Annotated in this window: 16 protein-coding genes; 7 read left to right on the top strand and 9 right to left on the bottom strand. The window is 31.8% G+C overall.

Annotation, left to right across the window (positions count from 1 at the left end; translation table 11 throughout):
* Positions 1-7: 7 nt before the first annotated feature.
* The 9 genes from BMX42_RS06115 to panC all read right to left on the bottom strand — a co-directional run bounded on the left by BMX42_RS06115 (position 8) and on the right by panC (position 9257).
* Positions 8-1831, bottom strand: a complete 1824-nt coding sequence (locus tag BMX42_RS06115) for a DUF4139 domain-containing protein (protein ID WP_091310494.1) — start codon at positions 1829-1831, stop codon at positions 8-10.
* A gap of 5 nt (positions 1832-1836) precedes the next feature.
* Positions 1837-2991, bottom strand: a complete 1155-nt coding sequence (locus tag BMX42_RS06110; protein WP_091310491.1) for a vWA domain-containing protein — start codon at positions 2989-2991, stop codon at positions 1837-1839.
* A gap of 18 nt (positions 2992-3009) precedes the next feature.
* Complete coding sequence (locus BMX42_RS06105; RefSeq protein ID WP_091310488.1) at positions 3010-3795, bottom strand: hypothetical protein; 786 nt, start codon at positions 3793-3795, stop codon at positions 3010-3012.
* A gap of 89 nt (positions 3796-3884) precedes the next feature.
* Complete coding sequence (locus tag BMX42_RS06100) at positions 3885-4400, bottom strand: hypothetical protein (RefSeq protein ID WP_091310485.1); 516 nt, start codon at positions 4398-4400, stop codon at positions 3885-3887.
* A gap of 11 nt (positions 4401-4411) precedes the next feature.
* The gene (gene radA, locus BMX42_RS06095; RefSeq protein WP_091310481.1) at positions 4412-5773 is read right to left on the bottom strand and encodes a DNA repair protein RadA; all 1362 of its coding nucleotides are present in this window, start codon (positions 5771-5773) and stop codon (positions 4412-4414) included.
* A gap of 27 nt (positions 5774-5800) precedes the next feature.
* On the bottom strand, positions 5801-7021 hold the full coding sequence (locus tag BMX42_RS06090; protein ID WP_091310478.1) for an alpha/beta hydrolase: 1221 nt from the start codon (positions 7019-7021) through the stop codon (positions 5801-5803).
* 38 nt (positions 7022-7059) lie between these two features.
* Positions 7060-8019 (bottom strand): lysylphosphatidylglycerol synthase transmembrane domain-containing protein, encoded by a 960-nt coding sequence (locus BMX42_RS06085; RefSeq protein WP_091310475.1) that lies wholly within the window; start codon positions 8017-8019, stop codon positions 7060-7062.
* Between the two features lie 2 nt (positions 8020-8021).
* Positions 8022-8372: an aspartate 1-decarboxylase gene (gene panD, locus BMX42_RS06080; RefSeq protein ID WP_091310472.1), complete on the bottom strand. Its 351-nt coding sequence runs from the start codon at positions 8370-8372 to the stop codon at positions 8022-8024.
* A 36-nt stretch (positions 8373-8408) separates the two neighbouring features.
* Positions 8409-9257, bottom strand: a complete 849-nt coding sequence (gene panC / locus BMX42_RS06075) for a pantoate--beta-alanine ligase (RefSeq protein ID WP_091310468.1) — start codon at positions 9255-9257, stop codon at positions 8409-8411.
* 96 nt (positions 9258-9353) lie between these two features.
* Between panC and BMX42_RS06070 the strand changes: the two genes are divergently transcribed.
* From BMX42_RS06070 to BMX42_RS06040, 7 genes are all read left to right on the top strand, one after another.
* Positions 9354-10160 carry a glycogen/starch synthase gene (locus BMX42_RS06070; protein ID WP_091310465.1) on the top strand — a complete coding sequence of 269 codons (807 nt, stop codon included), beginning with the start codon at positions 9354-9356 and terminating at the stop codon, positions 10158-10160.
* Positions 10161-10165: 5 nt separating this feature from the next.
* Complete coding sequence (locus BMX42_RS06065; RefSeq protein ID WP_091310461.1) at positions 10166-12016, top strand: BamH family beta-barrel-assembly machinery protein; 1851 nt, start codon at positions 10166-10168, stop codon at positions 12014-12016.
* Positions 12017-12028: 12 nt separating this feature from the next.
* Entirely contained in the window at positions 12029-13876 is a 1848-nt protein-coding gene (gene glmS / locus BMX42_RS06060) for a glutamine--fructose-6-phosphate transaminase (isomerizing) (protein ID WP_091310457.1), read from the top strand.
* Between the two features lie 153 nt (positions 13877-14029).
* Positions 14030-15541, top strand: a complete 1512-nt coding sequence (atpD, locus tag BMX42_RS06055; protein WP_091310452.1) for a F0F1 ATP synthase subunit beta — start codon at positions 14030-14032, stop codon at positions 15539-15541.
* Between the two features lie 75 nt (positions 15542-15616).
* Positions 15617-15898: a F0F1 ATP synthase subunit delta/epsilon gene (locus BMX42_RS06050; protein WP_091310448.1), complete on the top strand. Its 282-nt coding sequence runs from the start codon at positions 15617-15619 to the stop codon at positions 15896-15898.
* A gap of 158 nt (positions 15899-16056) precedes the next feature.
* Positions 16057-16581, top strand: a complete 525-nt coding sequence (locus tag BMX42_RS06045) for a hypothetical protein (RefSeq protein ID WP_091310444.1) — start codon at positions 16057-16059, stop codon at positions 16579-16581.
* Positions 16578-17717, top strand: a complete 1140-nt coding sequence (locus BMX42_RS06040) for an aminotransferase class I/II-fold pyridoxal phosphate-dependent enzyme (protein ID WP_091310441.1) — start codon at positions 16578-16580, stop codon at positions 17715-17717. Before BMX42_RS06045 ends, BMX42_RS06040 begins: the two co-directional genes overlap by 4 nt.
* The last annotated feature ends 13 nt before the right edge of the window (positions 17718-17730 follow it).

The raw sequence follows: 17730 nt of genomic DNA, 5'->3' as shown, positions 1-17730 counted from the left end.
AACTTAACTAAAGATTTCCAATCACTTTATCTTTCGGATATTTGATTTTGTAACTGATTCTGTATTTTTTGGTTTCGTTGGGTTTTAGTTTAATTTCCCAAGTCATCACACCTGTTTCTTCATTCACTTTCGCGCCATCTTTTTCTAAAAGTTCTACCGTCATTTCTTTATCTGTGCTTAACGGATGTTGGTCTTTTAGCAACATATTGATTTCTTCTTTTTTGTTGTTTCGAACAATAATATCATATGTAAACGTTTGTTCTTTGTATGAAGATAAAAATTTCGTTCCCGATTTATCCACTACTTTTTCACGTTTAATTGAGATTTTTTTATCTCTTCCCATGCTTAAATTTAACGTGTCTTGCGTTTGATTTGGATTAATTTGTGTTTTACCGACATACATGCCTTCGAAAATGATATTCGCTTCACCAGGTAATAAATTATATTTCGAATAATCGTTCAATTCCGCTAATAGGAACGCTTCTTTTTCCACTTTTGGAACGGCGTAATATTTGTAAGTCGCTGGTAATTTTAAATCTTTCAAAGCTACACTGTGTGCTTTTCCGTTAGATAAAATATCGTAAGGAATATCAATATCGAAAGAAACGTTGAGTTCTTGTTCTTCAATAGTTGTGTAATCATCCATGTTTTTTGTCGTTACGACAATTACTCCATTTACTCCTTGCGAACCATATAATGCAGCACCTTGAGCACCTTTAATCACATTAACACTCTTAATGGTTTCAGTTGGCAGTTGAGCTAATATTTCTGATGATGAGATTAAATTATCTATTACAACTAAAGCATTATTTTCTCCTGTAATGCTTCTACCTCCTCTTAAAATAATTTTATGATTTTTTATACCTTCCGCTTCACTGATTTGAAGTCCAGCAACTTTTCCTGATAAGGCTTGTATTGCATTTGGACTAACGTTTTGATTTAATTCAATTTGTTTTTGTAAATAACCATATCTCAAGAACCAAGCTTGTAATAATGGTGCTGTATTATTTTGATTTGGATTACCGCTAGAAAGCGTTAGTTTTACTTTTTTCCAATCGATTCCTGTGCTTTGCATTACTTTCGCTTTGTACATTAAGTTAATTGGCGAGTTAATACTTTCCGCACGTAAATCGTAAAAAGGTTGCCATGATGCCGAATTCGTAATATAAGTCACATCTAAATTTACATTTCCGGCAATTTCATTCATGACTTGTAAAATCAGTTTTCCTTTAGACGATTTGTCTTCTTTTTGGGTGTTAATGACCAATTTGTTGTTCAAATCCGTAAGTGTTTTGTTCCATTTTGTTTCTCTTTCAGATAAAGTCACAATGGCATTATCTAATTCTGTTCTTTTAGCTTTGTAATACTCTACTAATTTCATCAATTCGCTTACATTCAAACCCGTATTTGCGCCACCAACCGCTTTGTTTTGGTCTAACATTTCAATAGTTTGCTGATGCGAATATTTATCGATTTGTATTTTCTTAATTTCTTTTTGAACGTAAGTAATACTATCTCGAACGCGTTTAATTGCTGGATTGCTTTCATCAATTTCATATTCAGAAATATAATTTTGCGTAAACTGAACCGATAAAACTGTTAAACTATTTGGTGCGCCAATTTGTACCGTACTTTCGTTTAAATAATCAGCTACGTTTTTAATCACGATTTCGCTAGTTCCAACTGGTAAATTTACTGATGTAGTTTGAGATAATTCGGCTCCAGAAAAATAAACCGTTACCGCTTTTGTTTTGGCAGAAGTGAAAATTGGTTTTTGTGCAAATGAAATTGCAGTGGCCAATAAGGTTATGGATAAAAGTATTTTTTTCATGGGTTTTATTTTAAATCTACAGTGTATTTTTTTGTTTTTGCTAGCTCGATGATTGAGTTGCTGATGGCATTTCCTAGATCATCTTTTGTATTTTGTTTTTTTGCTTCTGCATCAATATAGTCTTGACGTTTTTTTGCTAATTCTGCAATTTCTTTTTGAATAGCTTCTCTTTCTTTGGTTTTTTCTGCAACAATAACTTTAATTTCTTTTTCTGATTTGCCTTTCAATTCAGCAGGTAATTCTTCTGTTTTTATTTTCGAAAGTGCATCTTTATCATCTTTAACTCGATCTACTAAATCCCAATTCGTATTTGTGTAAACGGCTTTAGATTTACTCACTGCTCTTTCTGTAAAATTAGCTGCCGAAATACTTTCTGCGTTTTTGTCTTGTATGGTTTGGTTCATTTTTTTTGCTTCGCCTTGCGTGCCATATCCGATATAAGTCATGTTGATTTTGATATTTAATTCGTTAATTCTTACATCATAAGGCGTTGCGATATAGTGAATGGTTTCGTTACTGTTGATGTTGAAAAATTTCCCTTGAGCTACATCAGCGCCATTTTTCCAAAACAATCTTATGCCTTCATCTTGATTGCCACAGAAAATGGTATTGATGTAAATGCCTTTTTTTAAAGCATCACTTATAGCTTCTTTGTAGTTAATCGGACCTTGATCGAAACCTTCATTCCCACAGATATAAACCAATTTCATGTTGTTTTTTCCATCGTCCCATTTTAATTCTTTTGTCGCATCACCAATTACAGCACCGCAATATTCTGAACCGCCATTTGTTCGTAGCGAGAATAATTTTTCAGAAATTAAATCTAAATCCGTTGTTAAAGGTGTTACTTGTCGGATGTAATTTTTCTCAGCGGCAATTCCGTCGTTACCATATTCGTACAAAGCAATTTCAATGGTTGGTATTTTTCCCGAATATTTTAAAGTGGTTAAGGTGTTTACAATATTCCACAAACGCGATTTGGCTTGTTCAATTAAGCCGTCCATACTTCCAGAAGTATCTAATAAAATAGCGACTTGAATTTTTGTGTTTTCTTCAGGTTTAATAGCTAAATTTTGAGATGAATTTGCTGTAATATTATTGCAACTCATTGCACTGAATGAAGCCAACAAAAGACTGATGGTTAAAAGTATTTTTTTCATGATAAATATTTTTTAAGATTATGAATTGTAGTTTTTTGAAGTATGATTGTTGATGCCTAAACCGCCCATAATCATATATTTTTGTAATTCTTCTTCAGGATTGATATAAATATTTAAATTCAATTTGTTGTTTTTGATCATTTTTAAATCAATTTGAAACGTATTGTTGTAATTTTTATCATCATTGCTAATGTGGACGCTAATTTCTGTTGCGTTTTCACTTAATACAACTGGAACTTCGAATTTGCCTGTTTTCGCATCAATTTTTAAGTTTTTTTGAGCGCCATTGATATAAATTGATAAGTTAGGATATAACTTTTCTGAAATCGGTTTATTCGTTTTACTGTCTAACAATTTTCCTTGAATTGAGAATGAAACCACTTTATAAGTTCTAAATGGTTGATGCTTAATGGTGTTTACAGGTTCTTTGTAAGCAATTTTCCCCATAATACGTTGAGGCTTACTACCATCTACTTCAATTTTTGCAGGTTCTTTTTCTTGAGCTATCACATTTGATGTCAATAAAACTGAAGCAGCAATAGCTGTCGCGTATTTGAAAGTATTTAATTTTGAAGCTTCGTTATGTTCGAAAACTTGATCTAATTGTGAAGTTTTTAAACGCGCACAAATATTAGAGTCTTTTGAATTGGCTAAAATTTTAGCGACTTCAGAATTTGTTTTTCGACTTAAGTCGATTACGGTTTTCGCACAAGAACTACAAAATGAGCCATTTGCATTGGGAGTCATTTCGCTGAATTTCGCGTCGCACGGATTTTCTATTTTTAGGGAAAATTGCTTTTTCATAACATTTGTAATTTTAAATTAAAACCTCAAAACAGAAGTTCTATTTATATAGATTACAATTATTATAAAAAGGTTGGGAAAGGAATAAATTATTTTTCTAAATTTTTTATAAACTGCTCAATTTCAAGTTTTTGATTGAAATATTTTTTTTGTAATTCGCCGTTTTTTTCCATTCGATTAAAATATTCTAAAGCTTTATTGGCGAAAAATAATCTTTGTTTTTTTGAAGCGTTTGGAACTTTTGGAAAGATTTCGTGGAAACACATTTCGCAATAGGCTTGCCATTCGCGTTCGTTTTTGTCTTGAATTTTATAATCGGGAGATTTCTGAATCACATGAATCATTTCGTGAGCCAAAAGATTGATTACTAATTCAAAAGGAAATTCGAAAGCATTTTCTGGAATTCGTATAATTTGTGAATCACCAATTTCGCCTTCAGCTGTAAAAAGAATAAAACTTGGTTCGGCTTTTTCTCTAAATTCGATGCCTTTAAAGTTTGAATGTTTGATATCGAATTCTTCTAATAGAAACAAGGCTGCAGCTTCCGTTTGTCCTAATTCGTGATAGGATTGTAGAATTTGAACTATTTCTGATTTAGATTTCATGTAAAGATGTTTTACCCAAACAATTGTTCTACTAAATCTTCAATTTTGCTCACCATTCGAACATCAATTTTAAAATCTTTTGGGTTGATTTTATTGTGTTTCGATACGAAAATGGTTGAAAAACCTAATTTTTCTGCTTCATGAATACGTTGTTCGACTTTATTTACTGGACGAATTTCGCCAGTTAAACCGACTTCGCCAGCAAAACAAAAATCTTTATCGATGGTAATGTCTTCGTTTGAAGATAAAATGGCTGCAACAACTGCTAAATCAATCGCAGGATCGTCTACGTTAATTCCGCCAGTAATATTTAAAAATACGTCTTTCGCGCCTAAGCGAAAACCGGCACGTTTTTCTAAAACCGCCAAAATCATGTTTAATCTTTTCAGATTATAACCCGTTGTGCTTCGTTGAGGTGTTCCGTAAACAGCAGTTGAAACTAAGGCTTGAATTTCAATCATTAACGGGCGCATTCCTTCAATAGTGGTAGCGATTGCAGTTCCAGATAAGTAATTGTCTTTGTTAGAAATTAGAATTTCTGAAGGGTTAGAAACTTCTCGTAAACCGTTGCCTAACATTTCATAAATTCCTAATTCGGCTGTAGAACCAAAACGGTTTTTTAACGCACGAAGAATTCTGTACACGTGATTTCGGTCGCCTTCAAATTGTAAAACCGTATCGACCATATGTTCCAAAATTTTCGGACCAGCGATAGTTCCGTCTTTGGTAATATGACCAATTAAAATCACAGGTACGTTAGTTTCTTTGGCGAATTTAATCAGCTCGGCCGTACATTCTCTAATTTGAGAAATACTTCCAGCCGATGATTCAATATATTCTGTATGTAAGGTCTGAATCGAATCGATAATCACCACTTCTGGTTCAATTTCTTCGATTTGACGAAAAATATTTTGCGTTTTAGTTTCGGTTAAAATGAAACAATTATCGGTTTGACCCGTAATTCTTTCCGCACGCATTTTTATTTGTTTCTGACTTTCTTCACCCGAAACATATAACGTTTTGTATGGTAATTTCAATGAAATTTGAAGTAAAAGCGTACTTTTTCCAATTCCAGGTTCACCACCCAAAAGCGTTAGTGAGCCAGGAACTAATCCGCCACCTAAAACACGATTTAATTCGCCGTCAGTGGTGTTCATTCGTACTTCTTCTGAAGTCGAAATTTCATTTATTTTTAAAGGTTTGGCAATTTTTTTAGCTTCTGATGAAGGGCTTCGCCAAGCTTGTTTTTCTTCTTTCTGAATAATTTCTTCTACGATTGTGTTCCATTGTTTACATGAAGTACATTGTCCTAACCATTTTGCATAGTTAGTTCCACAACTTTGACAAAAGAAAGAAGTTTTTAGTTTAGCCATTTATTTATGCTGGATTTATTTTCGGTATTATTCGTCTTTTTTTGGTTCTTCAGTTGGAACTGGTTCAGCTGGAGTATCCGTTGGAACTTCTTCCACTTTCGGTTCATCTTTTTTACCTTTTAAAGCTTCTGCTCTATCCAATAAATAATCTTTAGTTAAATCGCCAATTGGTTCCTGAGTATAAGCTCTCATGTATTCTTTTGCAGCTCTTTTGCTGTCGCCAGTTTTTTCAAAATACATTCCACGTTGGTATGTTCCCAACATTGTTTTAGGATATTGTTTATCTGAATATTCCGCTAATAATTGAAATTCGTCGTACGCTTTGTTTTTTAGAATCGCTGCTTCAATTGCTTTGAAATCAGACATTCTTGGTTGCATTTTTATGCCGATTTTCTTTTCGATATAATCGTATTTGTCAATTAAATATTGTGCATAACCTTTGTCTAATTTTAGAATTTTTTCGTTGAATTCTAATTTTGAAATAGGTTGGTATCCGTTGAAAATAAAATACATCGCACTTGGAATCGCTTCAGCAACTAAAGAATAATGAGATGTGTTTTTGAAAACATCATATCTGTAAATCATGTTTGGATTTTTGATGTCTTTAGCAACATCATCCAATTTTTTTGTTTTTTCTTGAATTTCTTCTAAATCACCTGTTGAAGTAGCGTGATAGTAAAAAATTGGTTTTTGAATTTTAGCTAAACGGTCTGCAATTCTGTCTTCCATAGCTGTTGCCATTTCTGGAGCTAATGAGATAAATGCATTGAAAATTGGGTCGTCTTTGTATAAATAGAAATTTAAAAATCCTGCTGTAGTGTCGTGTCCAGCAATCATTCTGAAAGGTAAAGTTCTGTATTTTTGTTGTACATATGGTAACAATTCGAAACCAATAAATTCAAAAAATTTCGCACCAGAATCTGCTGGTAGACCATCTTCTCCATAGTTACTATCGTTAAAACGTGTTTCACCATAATTTTGATTTACGGCTACAATTATCATTTCTGGTAAATCGTCCCAATAGTTTCCATATTTTAAAATTCCTGAAAAAGGATCTGCTAAATATTCGCCATCTAATAAAACTAAAACTGGGTATTTTTTTGTTGGATTACTTTCGTATGATGCAGGAGTAATTACCGAAAAAGTTCTTTCGTCATTTAGTTTTTTTGACTGAATTTTTTCTTCAATTTTTTGAGAAAAAACAGAGATTGAAACCATTAAAAATAGTAGGACAGATTTAATCTTCATGATAAATTAGTTTAATAAATAATGTAGCAATATACTAATTATTTTTTATTGTAGAGCGGTAAAAAAGCGTAAGATAATAAACCAAGTAAAATGGTTAAAATAGTTTGTGAGGTCCAAACTAACCAACCGAAAGCTGTTCCAATATCGTTTGAAATGCCATACAAAGAAAATATCATTGCTATTGCTAATGGATAAGCTCCTAAGCCACCATTTGTAAAACCAACGGCTAAACTTCCGAAGATGAAGCCCATAATTACAATGTCAAAACTAATATCTGAAGTTTCGGGTAAAGCGAAAATAGTTACGTAAAACATTAGTAAATAGGTAAACCAAATAAAGAAAGAAAAGAAAATATATTTCCATTTGTCTTTCATTTTTAGAATACTTAGCATTCCTTCAATTAAGCCTGATAATTTATTTTTTAATTTTTTGATGATGCTCCATTCGGCATAAATCCAAATTAGAAGAAAAACAACTCCTAAAATTAATCCAGTAATTCCGAATAAAACTATTTTTTCGAAAGCGATTTTTCCTTTGATGAAATTATATAATTTTTCAAATTGCAGTACAAATGCTAATCCTACGAATAAGAAAAAGATAACTAAGTCTACAATTCTTTCGGCTACGATTGTTCCAAAACCTTTGTCGAAAGGAACATTTTCGTATCTTTTTAATAAGGCAGCACGAGTAATTTCACCAGACCTAGGAATGGTTAAATTCATAAAATAGGAAACACAAACCGACATTAAATCGTTTTTAAAATCTGTTTTGTAGCCTAAATGTTGTAAGGAATATTTCCAACGATATGCTCTTGCCCAATAGCCAAATAAGGCAATAAATAATGATAGAAAAATGTAAAAATAATCGGCTTGTTTAAAACACGATTCAATTTTATTTAATTCTTCAACTGATAATGTAGTGTATTGATAATAAATCAGTCCGAAACCTAAGAGTAACGGAACAAATAAAGATGCAATTTTACCTAATTTCGCTTTCAAAACTAAGTTAAAGAATTATCTTTTTCGTTAGGGAAAACTAAGCAAGGTTTAAAGGTTTTAGCTTCTTCAAAGTCAATGATTCCATAGGCAATAATGATAATAATATCGCCACGGTGTACTTTTCTGGCAGCTGGACCATTTAACGTGATTTCACCAGTGTTTCTTGGTCCTTTTATGGCATAAGTTTCTAAACGTTCTCCGTTGTTAATGTTAACAATGGCAACTTTTTCACCTTCCACAATATTGGCAGCTTCAAGCAAAGCTTCGTCAATTGTAATACTTCCAATATAATTTAAATCGGCTCCAGTAACAGAAACTCTGTGTATTTTAGATTTTACTACTTGTATTTGCATTTTGCAAAGTTAATTAATTCGAATAAATTTTATAATTTATTTTAACGAAATATTATCAATTAATCTGATGTTTTCAATAAAAACGGCTATAAAGCCTCTGTATTTTTTATTTTTGACTTTTCTTTTGCAAGTTAAAAGTGTGTCTTCTGCTGCAATTTCGAAATATTCTAGTGTGAAATTTGGATGTTTTTTGAATTCTTTCTCCACAAATAAAACCACATCATTTGCTGATTTTGAAACAAATTTTTCTTTTGCTTGAGAAAGTATTTGATAAATTAATTTAGATTCTGCTCTCGCGCTTTCAGAAAGTCTTTCATTTCTACTACTCATTGCTAAGCCGCTTTCTTCTCTAAAAATTTCGCAACCAATAATATTCACTTGTATTTTGTGTTTCGCAACTAACTTTCTAACAATTTGCAATTGCTGAAAATCTTTTTCTCCAAAATAAGCGTTGGTTGGTTTTACAATTTCGAACAATTTTTTCACAATTGTTCCCACACCATCAAAATGCCCAGGGCGATGTTTACCTTCCATTTGATTTTCTAATCCGTCATAATCGAAAGAAGTAGAAATGGTATTTCCTTCATAAATATCCGATACGCTTGGAGCGTAAACCAGTATTTTTTTGTTTAGTTTTTCAACAAGTTTTACATCTTTTTCTAAAGTTCTTGGGTATTTCTTTAAATCGTCCGCATTATTAAACTGAGTTGGATTTACAAAAATACTTAAAACTGTAATTTCGTTTTCTGCTAAAGATTGCTCCAACAACGACAAGTGTCCTTCGTGTAACGCGCCCATAGTAGGCACAAAACCAATTTTTTTAGATTGATTTTCTGTTTTATTTAATTCAATTTGAAGCTCTTTTTGTGTTTGAAAAACGTGCATGGTATAATATTATAAAATGCAAACTTACTATTTTAGTAGATAAGTCCATAAATTTTTATAATTTTGCATATTAAACAAAAATATAACATTTATTATATGAATGACAAGAGGATATTATATGTATCATCTGAAGTAGTGCCTTATTTAGCTGAAAATGAAGTGTCATTACATTCTTATGAACTGCCAAAAATGATAAATGAAGTAGGAGGGCAGATAAGAATTTTTATGCCAAGATATGGAAATATCAATGAGCGCAGACATCAATTACATGAAGTAATTAGACTTTCTGGGATGAATTTGGTAGTGAATGACATGGATATGCCTTTAATTATTAAGGTGGCATCTATACCTAAAGAAAGAATTCAGGTTTATTTTATTGATAATGACGAATATTTTAAAAGAAAAGCTACTTTTTCTGATGAAGAAGGTGTATTGTATCCAGATAACGACGAAAGAGCGATTTTCTTTGCAAAAGGTGTTGTAGAAACCGTAAAAAAATTAAATTGGGTACCAGATATTATCCACGTTCATGGTTGGATGGCGTCTTTATTGCCTGTTTATTTGAAACATTACTATAAAGATGAAGGTATTTTTGAAGATACAAAAATTATCACTTCTGTTTACAATAACGACTTTGAAGGAACTTTAGATACTGAAATGATGAATAAATTGGCTTTCGATAATTTGCCAGCTGATGCTATTTCAATTTATAAAGACCCAATTTTCAATAATTTAATGAAGGCTACAATTGATCATTCTGATGGAATTATTATTGCGTCAAATGACTTGTCAGCAGATTTAACAAAATATATAGAAACTTCGAAAAAACCTTTTTTACCTTTCACCCCGAAAGAAATTTTCAAAGAAGCGTATTTAGAGTTTATTAAAAATAAAGTACAATAATTATAATGAAAAAGAATCTAGCAGTAGCATTTTTAATATTTTCAATGGTTTTTATCTCTTGTGATCAAGATTTTAATACTATTGGAGCAGATTTAGTTGGTGATGAACATTTTGATTTTGATACTCATGAAGTAAATCTAAAAGCATATTCTCTTAAAACTGGTGAGGTGCAAACTAATAATTTGCCAATAAATCCGCTAGGGTTTTATAATAATCCTTTTTTCGGAGAAACAAAAGCAAATTTTGTAACGCAAGTAGCGCTTACAACTGCACAGCCAAAATTTGGAACAAATGTGCAAATTGAAAATGTTACTTTATATGTACCTTATTTTTGTTCTGTAGATGCTACAAATTCTGATGGTTCGAAAGAATATACTTTAGATTCAATTTATTCGAAAGACGAAGCAAGTAAAGTTAGTAAAATGAAGCTAAGTGTTTATGAAAATGGGTTTGCTTTAAAATCTTTTGGAGGAGCAACTGGGGATGATGATCAAACCGCTTCAAGATATTATTCTAATATGGATGGTGCTATTGATGCTCAGAAAAGAGGTCATAACAACGTTGATGGTACTTCAATACCAAATGGAGTTCGTTTAAATGATAGTTCTGATCCTGCTGAAAACGATCAATTCTTTTTTAATAAAGAAGAAATTATTGTTTATAAGAGAAAACTTAATACAGTAACTGGTGAGTTAGAATATGTAGATGCTAATGGTGCTGTATTACAAGGTGCAGATCAAACTGATCCTACTAAATGGGTAGTAAAAGAACGTTTGTCACCTGGTATTTATTTAACTCTAAACAGAGATTTTTTCGAGAAAAAAATATTTGGTGCTTCAGCAAGTGATTTGTTTAATAACAATAAATTCAGAGAATATTTTAAAGGATTATACTTTAAAATGGAACAAGTTGCAGGTCAAGAAGGTGCAATGGCAATGATAAATTTTAACAATGCTAAATTAAATGTAAATTATACTTCAGTAAATGATGGTGCGCCAGCAGGTACGGCCGCTACTTCTAAAGCATTTGTAATTAATGTAGGTTCTGGTGTAGGTGGAAATACGGTTTCATTACAAGATTTCGCTTATACAGATACATCTTTCGGTAATTACAATACAGGTTTGTCAAGCCCTGCTAATACTTTTGGAAGTCCTACTTTCGGACAAAATGAAAGATTATATGTTAAGGGAGGAAAAGGTTCTGTGGTTTATATTGATGTCTTTGGAGATACTGATGTGTTGAAAATAGTTAACGGACAATTGGTTTCTGGTACAAATGGTGTTTCTGATGAACTTGATGAATTAAGATTGAAAGGTTGGTTAATTAATGATGCTTATTTAGAGTTTTATGTTGATAAATCTGCAATGTCTAATAATTCTAAATATCAAGAAGCTGAAAGATTATATTTATTTGATGCTACAAATCAAAAACCAATAATTGATTATTCTTATGATACAAGTATAAGTTCAAATGCAAAGAGAAATAAGCTTGTTTACGGAGGTATTATTAAAAGAGATGATACTGATGAAAAAGGAGTTAAATATAAAATTAGAGTTACACAACATATTAATAATCTTATTAATAGTGATAATGAAAAATTAAATAAAAATGTTAAATTAGGACTTTCAGTAACAGAAAATATTGCATTAACTGGTAATTATTATTATAAAGATAAATTGACTTTTGATGCTTCTAGAACAGATGACGATATTGAGTATTTTCCAGTTTCATCTATTATAGCACAACAAGGTACTGTTTTACATGGAACTCATAGTACAGAAACGTTTTTAGATAGTGATGGAGTTCTGAAATCAAAAAAATTAAAATTAACAATTCATTTTACAAAACCAAACTAAACTCTTATATATATGTGTGGAATCGTAGGTTATATTGGTCATAGAGATGCATATCCAATTATTATAAAAGGATTAAAAAGATTAGAATATCGTGGTTACGATAGTGCTGGTCTTGTTTTATATGATGGTAAAGATTTAAAACTTTGTAAAACTAAAGGGAAAGTTTCCGATTTAGAAGAGAAAGTAGCGAAAGAAATATCTACAGAAGGGCATATTGGTTTTGGTCATACACGTTGGGCAACTCATGGTGTGCCTAATGATGTAAATTCACATCCACATTTTTCAAATTCTGGAAAATTGGCCATTGTTCATAATGGAATTATTGAAAATTATGAGCCGTTAAAAAAAGAATTAATCAAAAGAGGATATGTTTTTCATTCTGATACAGATACTGAAGTTTTAATTAACTTAATTGAAGATGTTCAGAAAACAGATAATTTAAAATTAGGAAAAGCAGTTCAGGTGGCGCTAAACCAAGTGGTTGGAGCTTACGCGATTGTGGTGTTTGATGTAAATAAGCCAGACGAATTAGTTTGTGCCCGTTTAGGGTCGCCATTAGCAATTGGTATTGGTGAAGACGAATATTTCGTGGCTTCAGATGCTTCTCCATTTATTGAATTTACTTCAAATGCTATTTATTTAGAAGATGAAGAAATGGCAATTATTCGTTTGAATAAACCAATGAAAGTTCGTAAAATTAAAGATGATTCTTTAGTTGATCCTTACGTTCAAGAATTGCAAATGAATTTAGAACAAATTGAAAAAGGTGGTTACGAACATTTCATGTTAAAAGAAATTTACGAACAACCAAACGTAATTAAAGATACATATAGAGGAAGATTATTAGCAAATAAAGGCATTATTCAAATGTCTGGAGTAGAAGATAATTTAGAAAAATTCACGAATGCAAAACGAATTCTAATTATCGCTTGTGGAACTTCTTGGCATGCTGGTTTAGTTGCCGAATATGTTATTGAAGAATTTGCAAGAATCCCTGTTGAAGTTGAATATGCTTCAGAATTCCGATACAGAAATCCGATTATAAATAAAGATGATGTTGTAATTGCTATTTCACAATCTGGTGAAACTGCTGATACATTAGCAGCAATTAAATTAGCGAAAGAAAACGGAGCGTTTGTTTTTGGAGTTTGTAATGTTGTAGGTTCTTCTATTTCTAGAGAAACGGATGCAGGTGCTTATACACATGCCGGACCAGAAATTGGTGTAGCTTCAACAAAAGCATTTACTACTCAAATTACAATTCTTACACTTATAGCTTTACGTTTAGCGAAAGCAAAAGGAACAATGAATCATTCTGATTATCAAAGATATTTGTTAGAATTAGAAATGATTCCAGAAAAAGTTCAAGAAGCTTTACAAACGAATGACGTAGCTAAAACAATTGCTGAGATTTATAAAGATGTACCAAATGCTTTGTATTTAGGTAGAGGATTTAACTTCCCAGTTGCCTTAGAAGGCGCATTAAAATTAAAAGAAATATCATATATTCACGCAGAAGGTTATCCAGCTGCTGAAATGAAACACGGACCGATTGCTTTAATTGATGAACAAATGCCAGTTATTGTAATTGCGCCTAATAAAGGTCATTACGATAAAGTAGTGAGTAATATTCAGGAAATAAAATCAAGAAGTGGAAAAATTATTGCTGTAGTTACTAAAGGTGACACTCAAGTGAAAGCTTTAGCAGACCATGTAATTGAAATTCCAGAAACTTCTGAGGCACTTACACCATTATTAACCACAATTCCATTGCAATTGTTGTCATATCATATTGCAGTTTTAAGAGGTTGTAATGTCGATCAGCCTAGGAATTTGGCAAAATCAGTGACCGTAGAATAGTATAAAAAAGCGAAATAATTAATATTTCGCTTTTTTATTGAAAAAAATTCAAAAAATATATTGCATAATTGCATCTAAAAAAACTATCTTTGCACTCTGAAAAAAGTATGTTTTTTTTCAATAATAAATAGCTATTAAATAAATACATAAGCAATGTCTAAAGTTACAGGAAAAGTTGCACAAATTATTGGACCAGTTGTAGATGTAGTGTTTGACACTACTAACGGTGAACTTCCAAAAATTTATGATTCATTAGAAATTACTAAAAAAGACGGTACTAAATTAGTATTAGAAGTACAATCTCACATTGGAGAAAATACAGTTCGTACGATCTCAATGGACTCTTCTGATGGTTTATCAAGAGGTACTGAAGTGGTTGGAACAGGAAATCCAATCAAAATGCCAATTGGACCAGATGTTTATGGTCGTTTATTCAACGTTATTGGTGATGCTATCGATGGTTTAGGTGAATTACCTAAAGACGGAGATAACGGAATGTCAATTCACCGTGCTGCACCAAGATTTGAAGATTTAGCTACTTCTTCAGAAGTTTTATTTACAGGTATTAAAGTAATTGACTTAATTGAGCCTTACGCAAAAGGAGGTAAAATTGGTTTATTCGGTGGTGCTGGAGTAGGTAAAACTGTATTAATTCAAGAATTAATTAACAATATCGCAAAAGGTCACGGTGGACTTTCAGTATTCGCAGGAGTAGGAGAAAGAACACGTGAAGGAAATGACTTACTTCGTGAGATGTTAGAGTCAGGTATTATTAAATACGGTGATGAATTCATGCACTCTATGGAAAATGGAGGATGGGATTTATCTAAAGTAGATATGCCAGGAATGAGAGAGTCTAAAGCTACTTTCGTTTTCGGACAAATGAATGAGCCTCCTGGTGCTCGTGCTCGTGTAGCATTATCAGGATTATCTATTGCGGAATATTTCCGTGATGGAGCTGGAACTGGACAAGGAAAAGACGTACTTTTCTTCGTAGATAACATTTTCCGTTTTACACAAGCGGGTTCTGAAGTATCTGCACTTTTAGGACGTATGCCTTCTGCAGTAGGTTACCAACCAACTTTGGCAACAGAGATGGGGGTAATGCAAGAGCGTATTACTTCTACAAAAACAGGATCTATTACATCTGTACAAGCGGTTTACGTACCTGCGGATGACTTAACTGACCCTGCTCCAGCAACAACGTTTGCTCACTTAGATGCTACAACAGTATTATCTCGTAAAATTGCTGAGTTAGGTATTTATCCAGCGGTAGATCCATTAGATTCTACTTCTCGTATCTTAACTCCAGATGTTTTAGGTGATGAGCACTACGATTGTGCACAAAGAGTAAAAGAAATTTTACAACGTTACAAACAATTACAAGATATTATCGCGATTTTAGGTATGGAAGAATTATCTGAAGAAGATAAATTAGTCGTATCTCGTGCTCGTAAAGTACAACGTTTCTTATCTCAACCTTTCCACGTAGCGGAACAGTTTACAGGAATTCCAGGTGTTTTAGTAGATATTAAAGATACTATCAAAGGATTTAATATGATTATGGATGGTGAATTAGACCGTTTACCAGAATCAGCTTTCAACCTTAAAGGAAGTATTCAAGAAGCTATTGAAGCTGGAGAAAAAATGTTAGCAGAAGCGTAATAATAAGTGTTCAGTAAACAGTATCAGTTATCAGAAAACTGAGACTAAAAACTGAGACTGAAAACTAATAAAATTATGATTTTAGAAATAGTATCACCAGAAGCAACCTTATTTTCAGGAGAAGTTACATCAGTATCTGTTCCAGGAATAAATGGCGAGTTTCAAATGTTAAACAATCACGCAGCAATTGTTTCTGTTTTACAAAAAGGAAACGTTAAAATTACTGCGCCAAGTTTTAATATTGATAAAGCCAACTTAGCAAAATTTACAAAAGTAAATGAGCAAACATATTGGTTAGCAATTAACTCTGGTACTATAGAAATGAATAACAATAAAGTAATTGTTTTAGCAGACTAATTCAGTTTTTTATTAAAATAGTAATCCCGATAAGAATTTTCTTATCGGGATTTTTTTGTTTCTTTTTTTGAAAAAAGCACATAATTGGAATAGCTTGTAACGAATCTAATTTTTTAATTGAGATTGTTTTATGGTTCTCATTTTTGTATTTTTACAAAATGAATAAAACGAAAACAGAAATAGTAGAATTGTACAACGATAAATTAAATTACTTTGAAATTTTTTTCTCATCATTATTTTACACTATTTCATTAGTTGCGCTTTTAAGTTATTTTTATCTCCTGTTTGATTCTGGTTTCAGTTATGAAATGTTTAAAGCTTCACCAAGTTTTTTATCTTTGGCTTTTATTTTTCTAAATCCTGCAATTATTATTTCTGAAGTCAATATTATTAGAGTCAATATTTCTGAAAACAAGATTTATCACACGATTAAGATTTTTTTATATGAAAAAAATAAAATTATTGAAGCAGAATTTTTTGATTATATAGCAATTAATAAATCAAATTTTGGTTATAAAGTTACTTTGTGGTACGAAGGAAATAGAAGAATGGAACTTGTAGCGTTTTATAAAAAAGAGAAAGTATATAATTACGCTAAAGCTGTAGCAAAAGGACTTAATACTGATTTATTAGATAAAATTGACGATAATAATCCTATTTGGACTGCAAATCAAGATCTATGAGAATCCCAAATTCACTTCAACAAAAATTAAATCTTCGTATTGAAGCAAATGCTTTACGAAAATTACCTATTGCTTCAAATGGAATCGATTTTTCATCCAATGATTATTTGGGTTTTGCTAAAAACGAACAAATCTTTAAAGAAACACATCAATATTTAGTTGATAATAATATTAAAGTAAACGGCGCAACGGGTTCTCGATTAATATCGGGAAACCATAATTTGTATGCTATTACTGAAGATTATATTGCGAATTTTCATCAATCGGAAGCTGCTTTAATTTTTAATTCGGGTTACGATGCAAATGTGGGATTTTTTAGTGCTGTTCCACAACGAAACGATATTATTTTATATGATGAATTATGTCATGCTTCCATTCGTGACGGCATTCAAATGAGTCATGCCAAAGCATATAAATTCCAACACAACGATTACGAAGACTTAGAGAAGTTGTTGGAAAGATGTCAGACTGAACCTGTCGAAGTTTATATCGTTACCGAATCCGTTTTTTCAATGGATGGCGATGCTCCAAACATGGAAACTTTAACGCAACTTTCAGAAAAATATAAAGCACTTTTGGTAGTTGACGAAGCACATGCTTTAGGAGTTTTTGGAGATAAAGGAGAAGCGTTAGTGCAGTTTCAAAATTTAACTGATAAAGTTTTTGCCAGAATTATCACTTTCGGAAAAGGATTAGGTTGTCACGGCGCAGCTATTTTAGGAAGTGCAGATTTAAAAGAGTTTTTAGTCAATTTCGCTCGAAGTTTCATTTACACAACTGGACTTTCACCACATTCGGTAGCGACAATTTTAGTAGCGTATCAAACATTAAATCAAGCGGAAGAACTTCAAAAATTAAAAGATAATATCAATTTTTTCAATCAGCAAAAACAATTATTTGGCATAAAGCCTTTATTTGTATATAGTAAATCGGCTATTCATTCTGCTATTATTCCAGGTAATGAAAAAGTAAAACACATCGCATCTCAATTACAAGAAAAAGGTTTTGAAGTAAAAGCCATTCTTTCACCAACTGTTCCAGAAGGACAAGAAAGACTGCGTTTTTGTTTGCATTCGTACAATACCGAAAAAGAAATGCATGATGTGTTGATAGAATTGAGTAAATTGGTATTCTAATAAATAATTACTT

It is taken from the genome of Flavobacterium terrigena (genome assembly GCF_900108955.1).
GTDB classification, from domain to species: domain Bacteria; phylum Bacteroidota; class Bacteroidia; order Flavobacteriales; family Flavobacteriaceae; genus Flavobacterium; species Flavobacterium terrigena.
Note: the sequence above shows the minus strand (reverse complement) of the source record. Positions and strands in the feature narration are given on the sequence as shown.

Bases quoted from the DNA above. Each gene is read 5' to 3' on its own strand.
- radA (WP_091310481.1), bottom strand. From the start codon at position 5,773: ATGGCTAAACTAAAAACTTCTTTCTTTTGTCAAAGTTGTGGAACTAAC.
- BMX42_RS06110 (WP_091310491.1), bottom strand. From the start codon at position 2,991: ATGAAAAAAATACTTTTAACCATCAGTCTTTTGTTGGCTTCATTCAGT.
- atpD (WP_091310452.1), top strand. From the start codon at position 14,030: ATGTCTAAAGTTACAGGAAAAGTTGCACAAATTATTGGACCAGTTGTA.
- BMX42_RS06065 (WP_091310461.1), top strand. From the start codon at position 10,166: ATGAAAAAGAATCTAGCAGTAGCATTTTTAATATTTTCAATGGTTTTT.
- BMX42_RS06100 (WP_091310485.1), bottom strand. From the start codon at position 4,400: ATGAAATCTAAATCAGAAATAGTTCAAATTCTACAATCCTATCACGAA.
- BMX42_RS06090 (WP_091310478.1), bottom strand. From the start codon at position 7,021: ATGAAGATTAAATCTGTCCTACTATTTTTAATGGTTTCAATCTCTGTT.
- panD (WP_091310472.1), bottom strand. From the start codon at position 8,372: ATGCAAATACAAGTAGTAAAATCTAAAATACACAGAGTTTCTGTTACT.
- BMX42_RS06040 (WP_091310441.1), top strand. From the start codon at position 16,578: ATGAGAATCCCAAATTCACTTCAACAAAAATTAAATCTTCGTATTGAA.
- BMX42_RS06070 (WP_091310465.1), top strand. From the start codon at position 9,354: ATGAATGACAAGAGGATATTATATGTATCATCTGAAGTAGTGCCTTAT.
- glmS (WP_091310457.1), top strand. From the start codon at position 12,029: ATGTGTGGAATCGTAGGTTATATTGGTCATAGAGATGCATATCCAATT.
- BMX42_RS06050 (WP_091310448.1), top strand. From the start codon at position 15,617: ATGATTTTAGAAATAGTATCACCAGAAGCAACCTTATTTTCAGGAGAA.
- panC (WP_091310468.1), bottom strand. From the start codon at position 9,257: ATGCACGTTTTTCAAACACAAAAAGAGCTTCAAATTGAATTAAATAAA.
- BMX42_RS06115 (WP_091310494.1), bottom strand. From the start codon at position 1,831: ATGAAAAAAATACTTTTATCCATAACCTTATTGGCCACTGCAATTTCA.
- BMX42_RS06045 (WP_091310444.1), top strand. From the start codon at position 16,057: ATGAATAAAACGAAAACAGAAATAGTAGAATTGTACAACGATAAATTA.
- BMX42_RS06105 (WP_091310488.1), bottom strand. From the start codon at position 3,795: ATGAAAAAGCAATTTTCCCTAAAAATAGAAAATCCGTGCGACGCGAAA.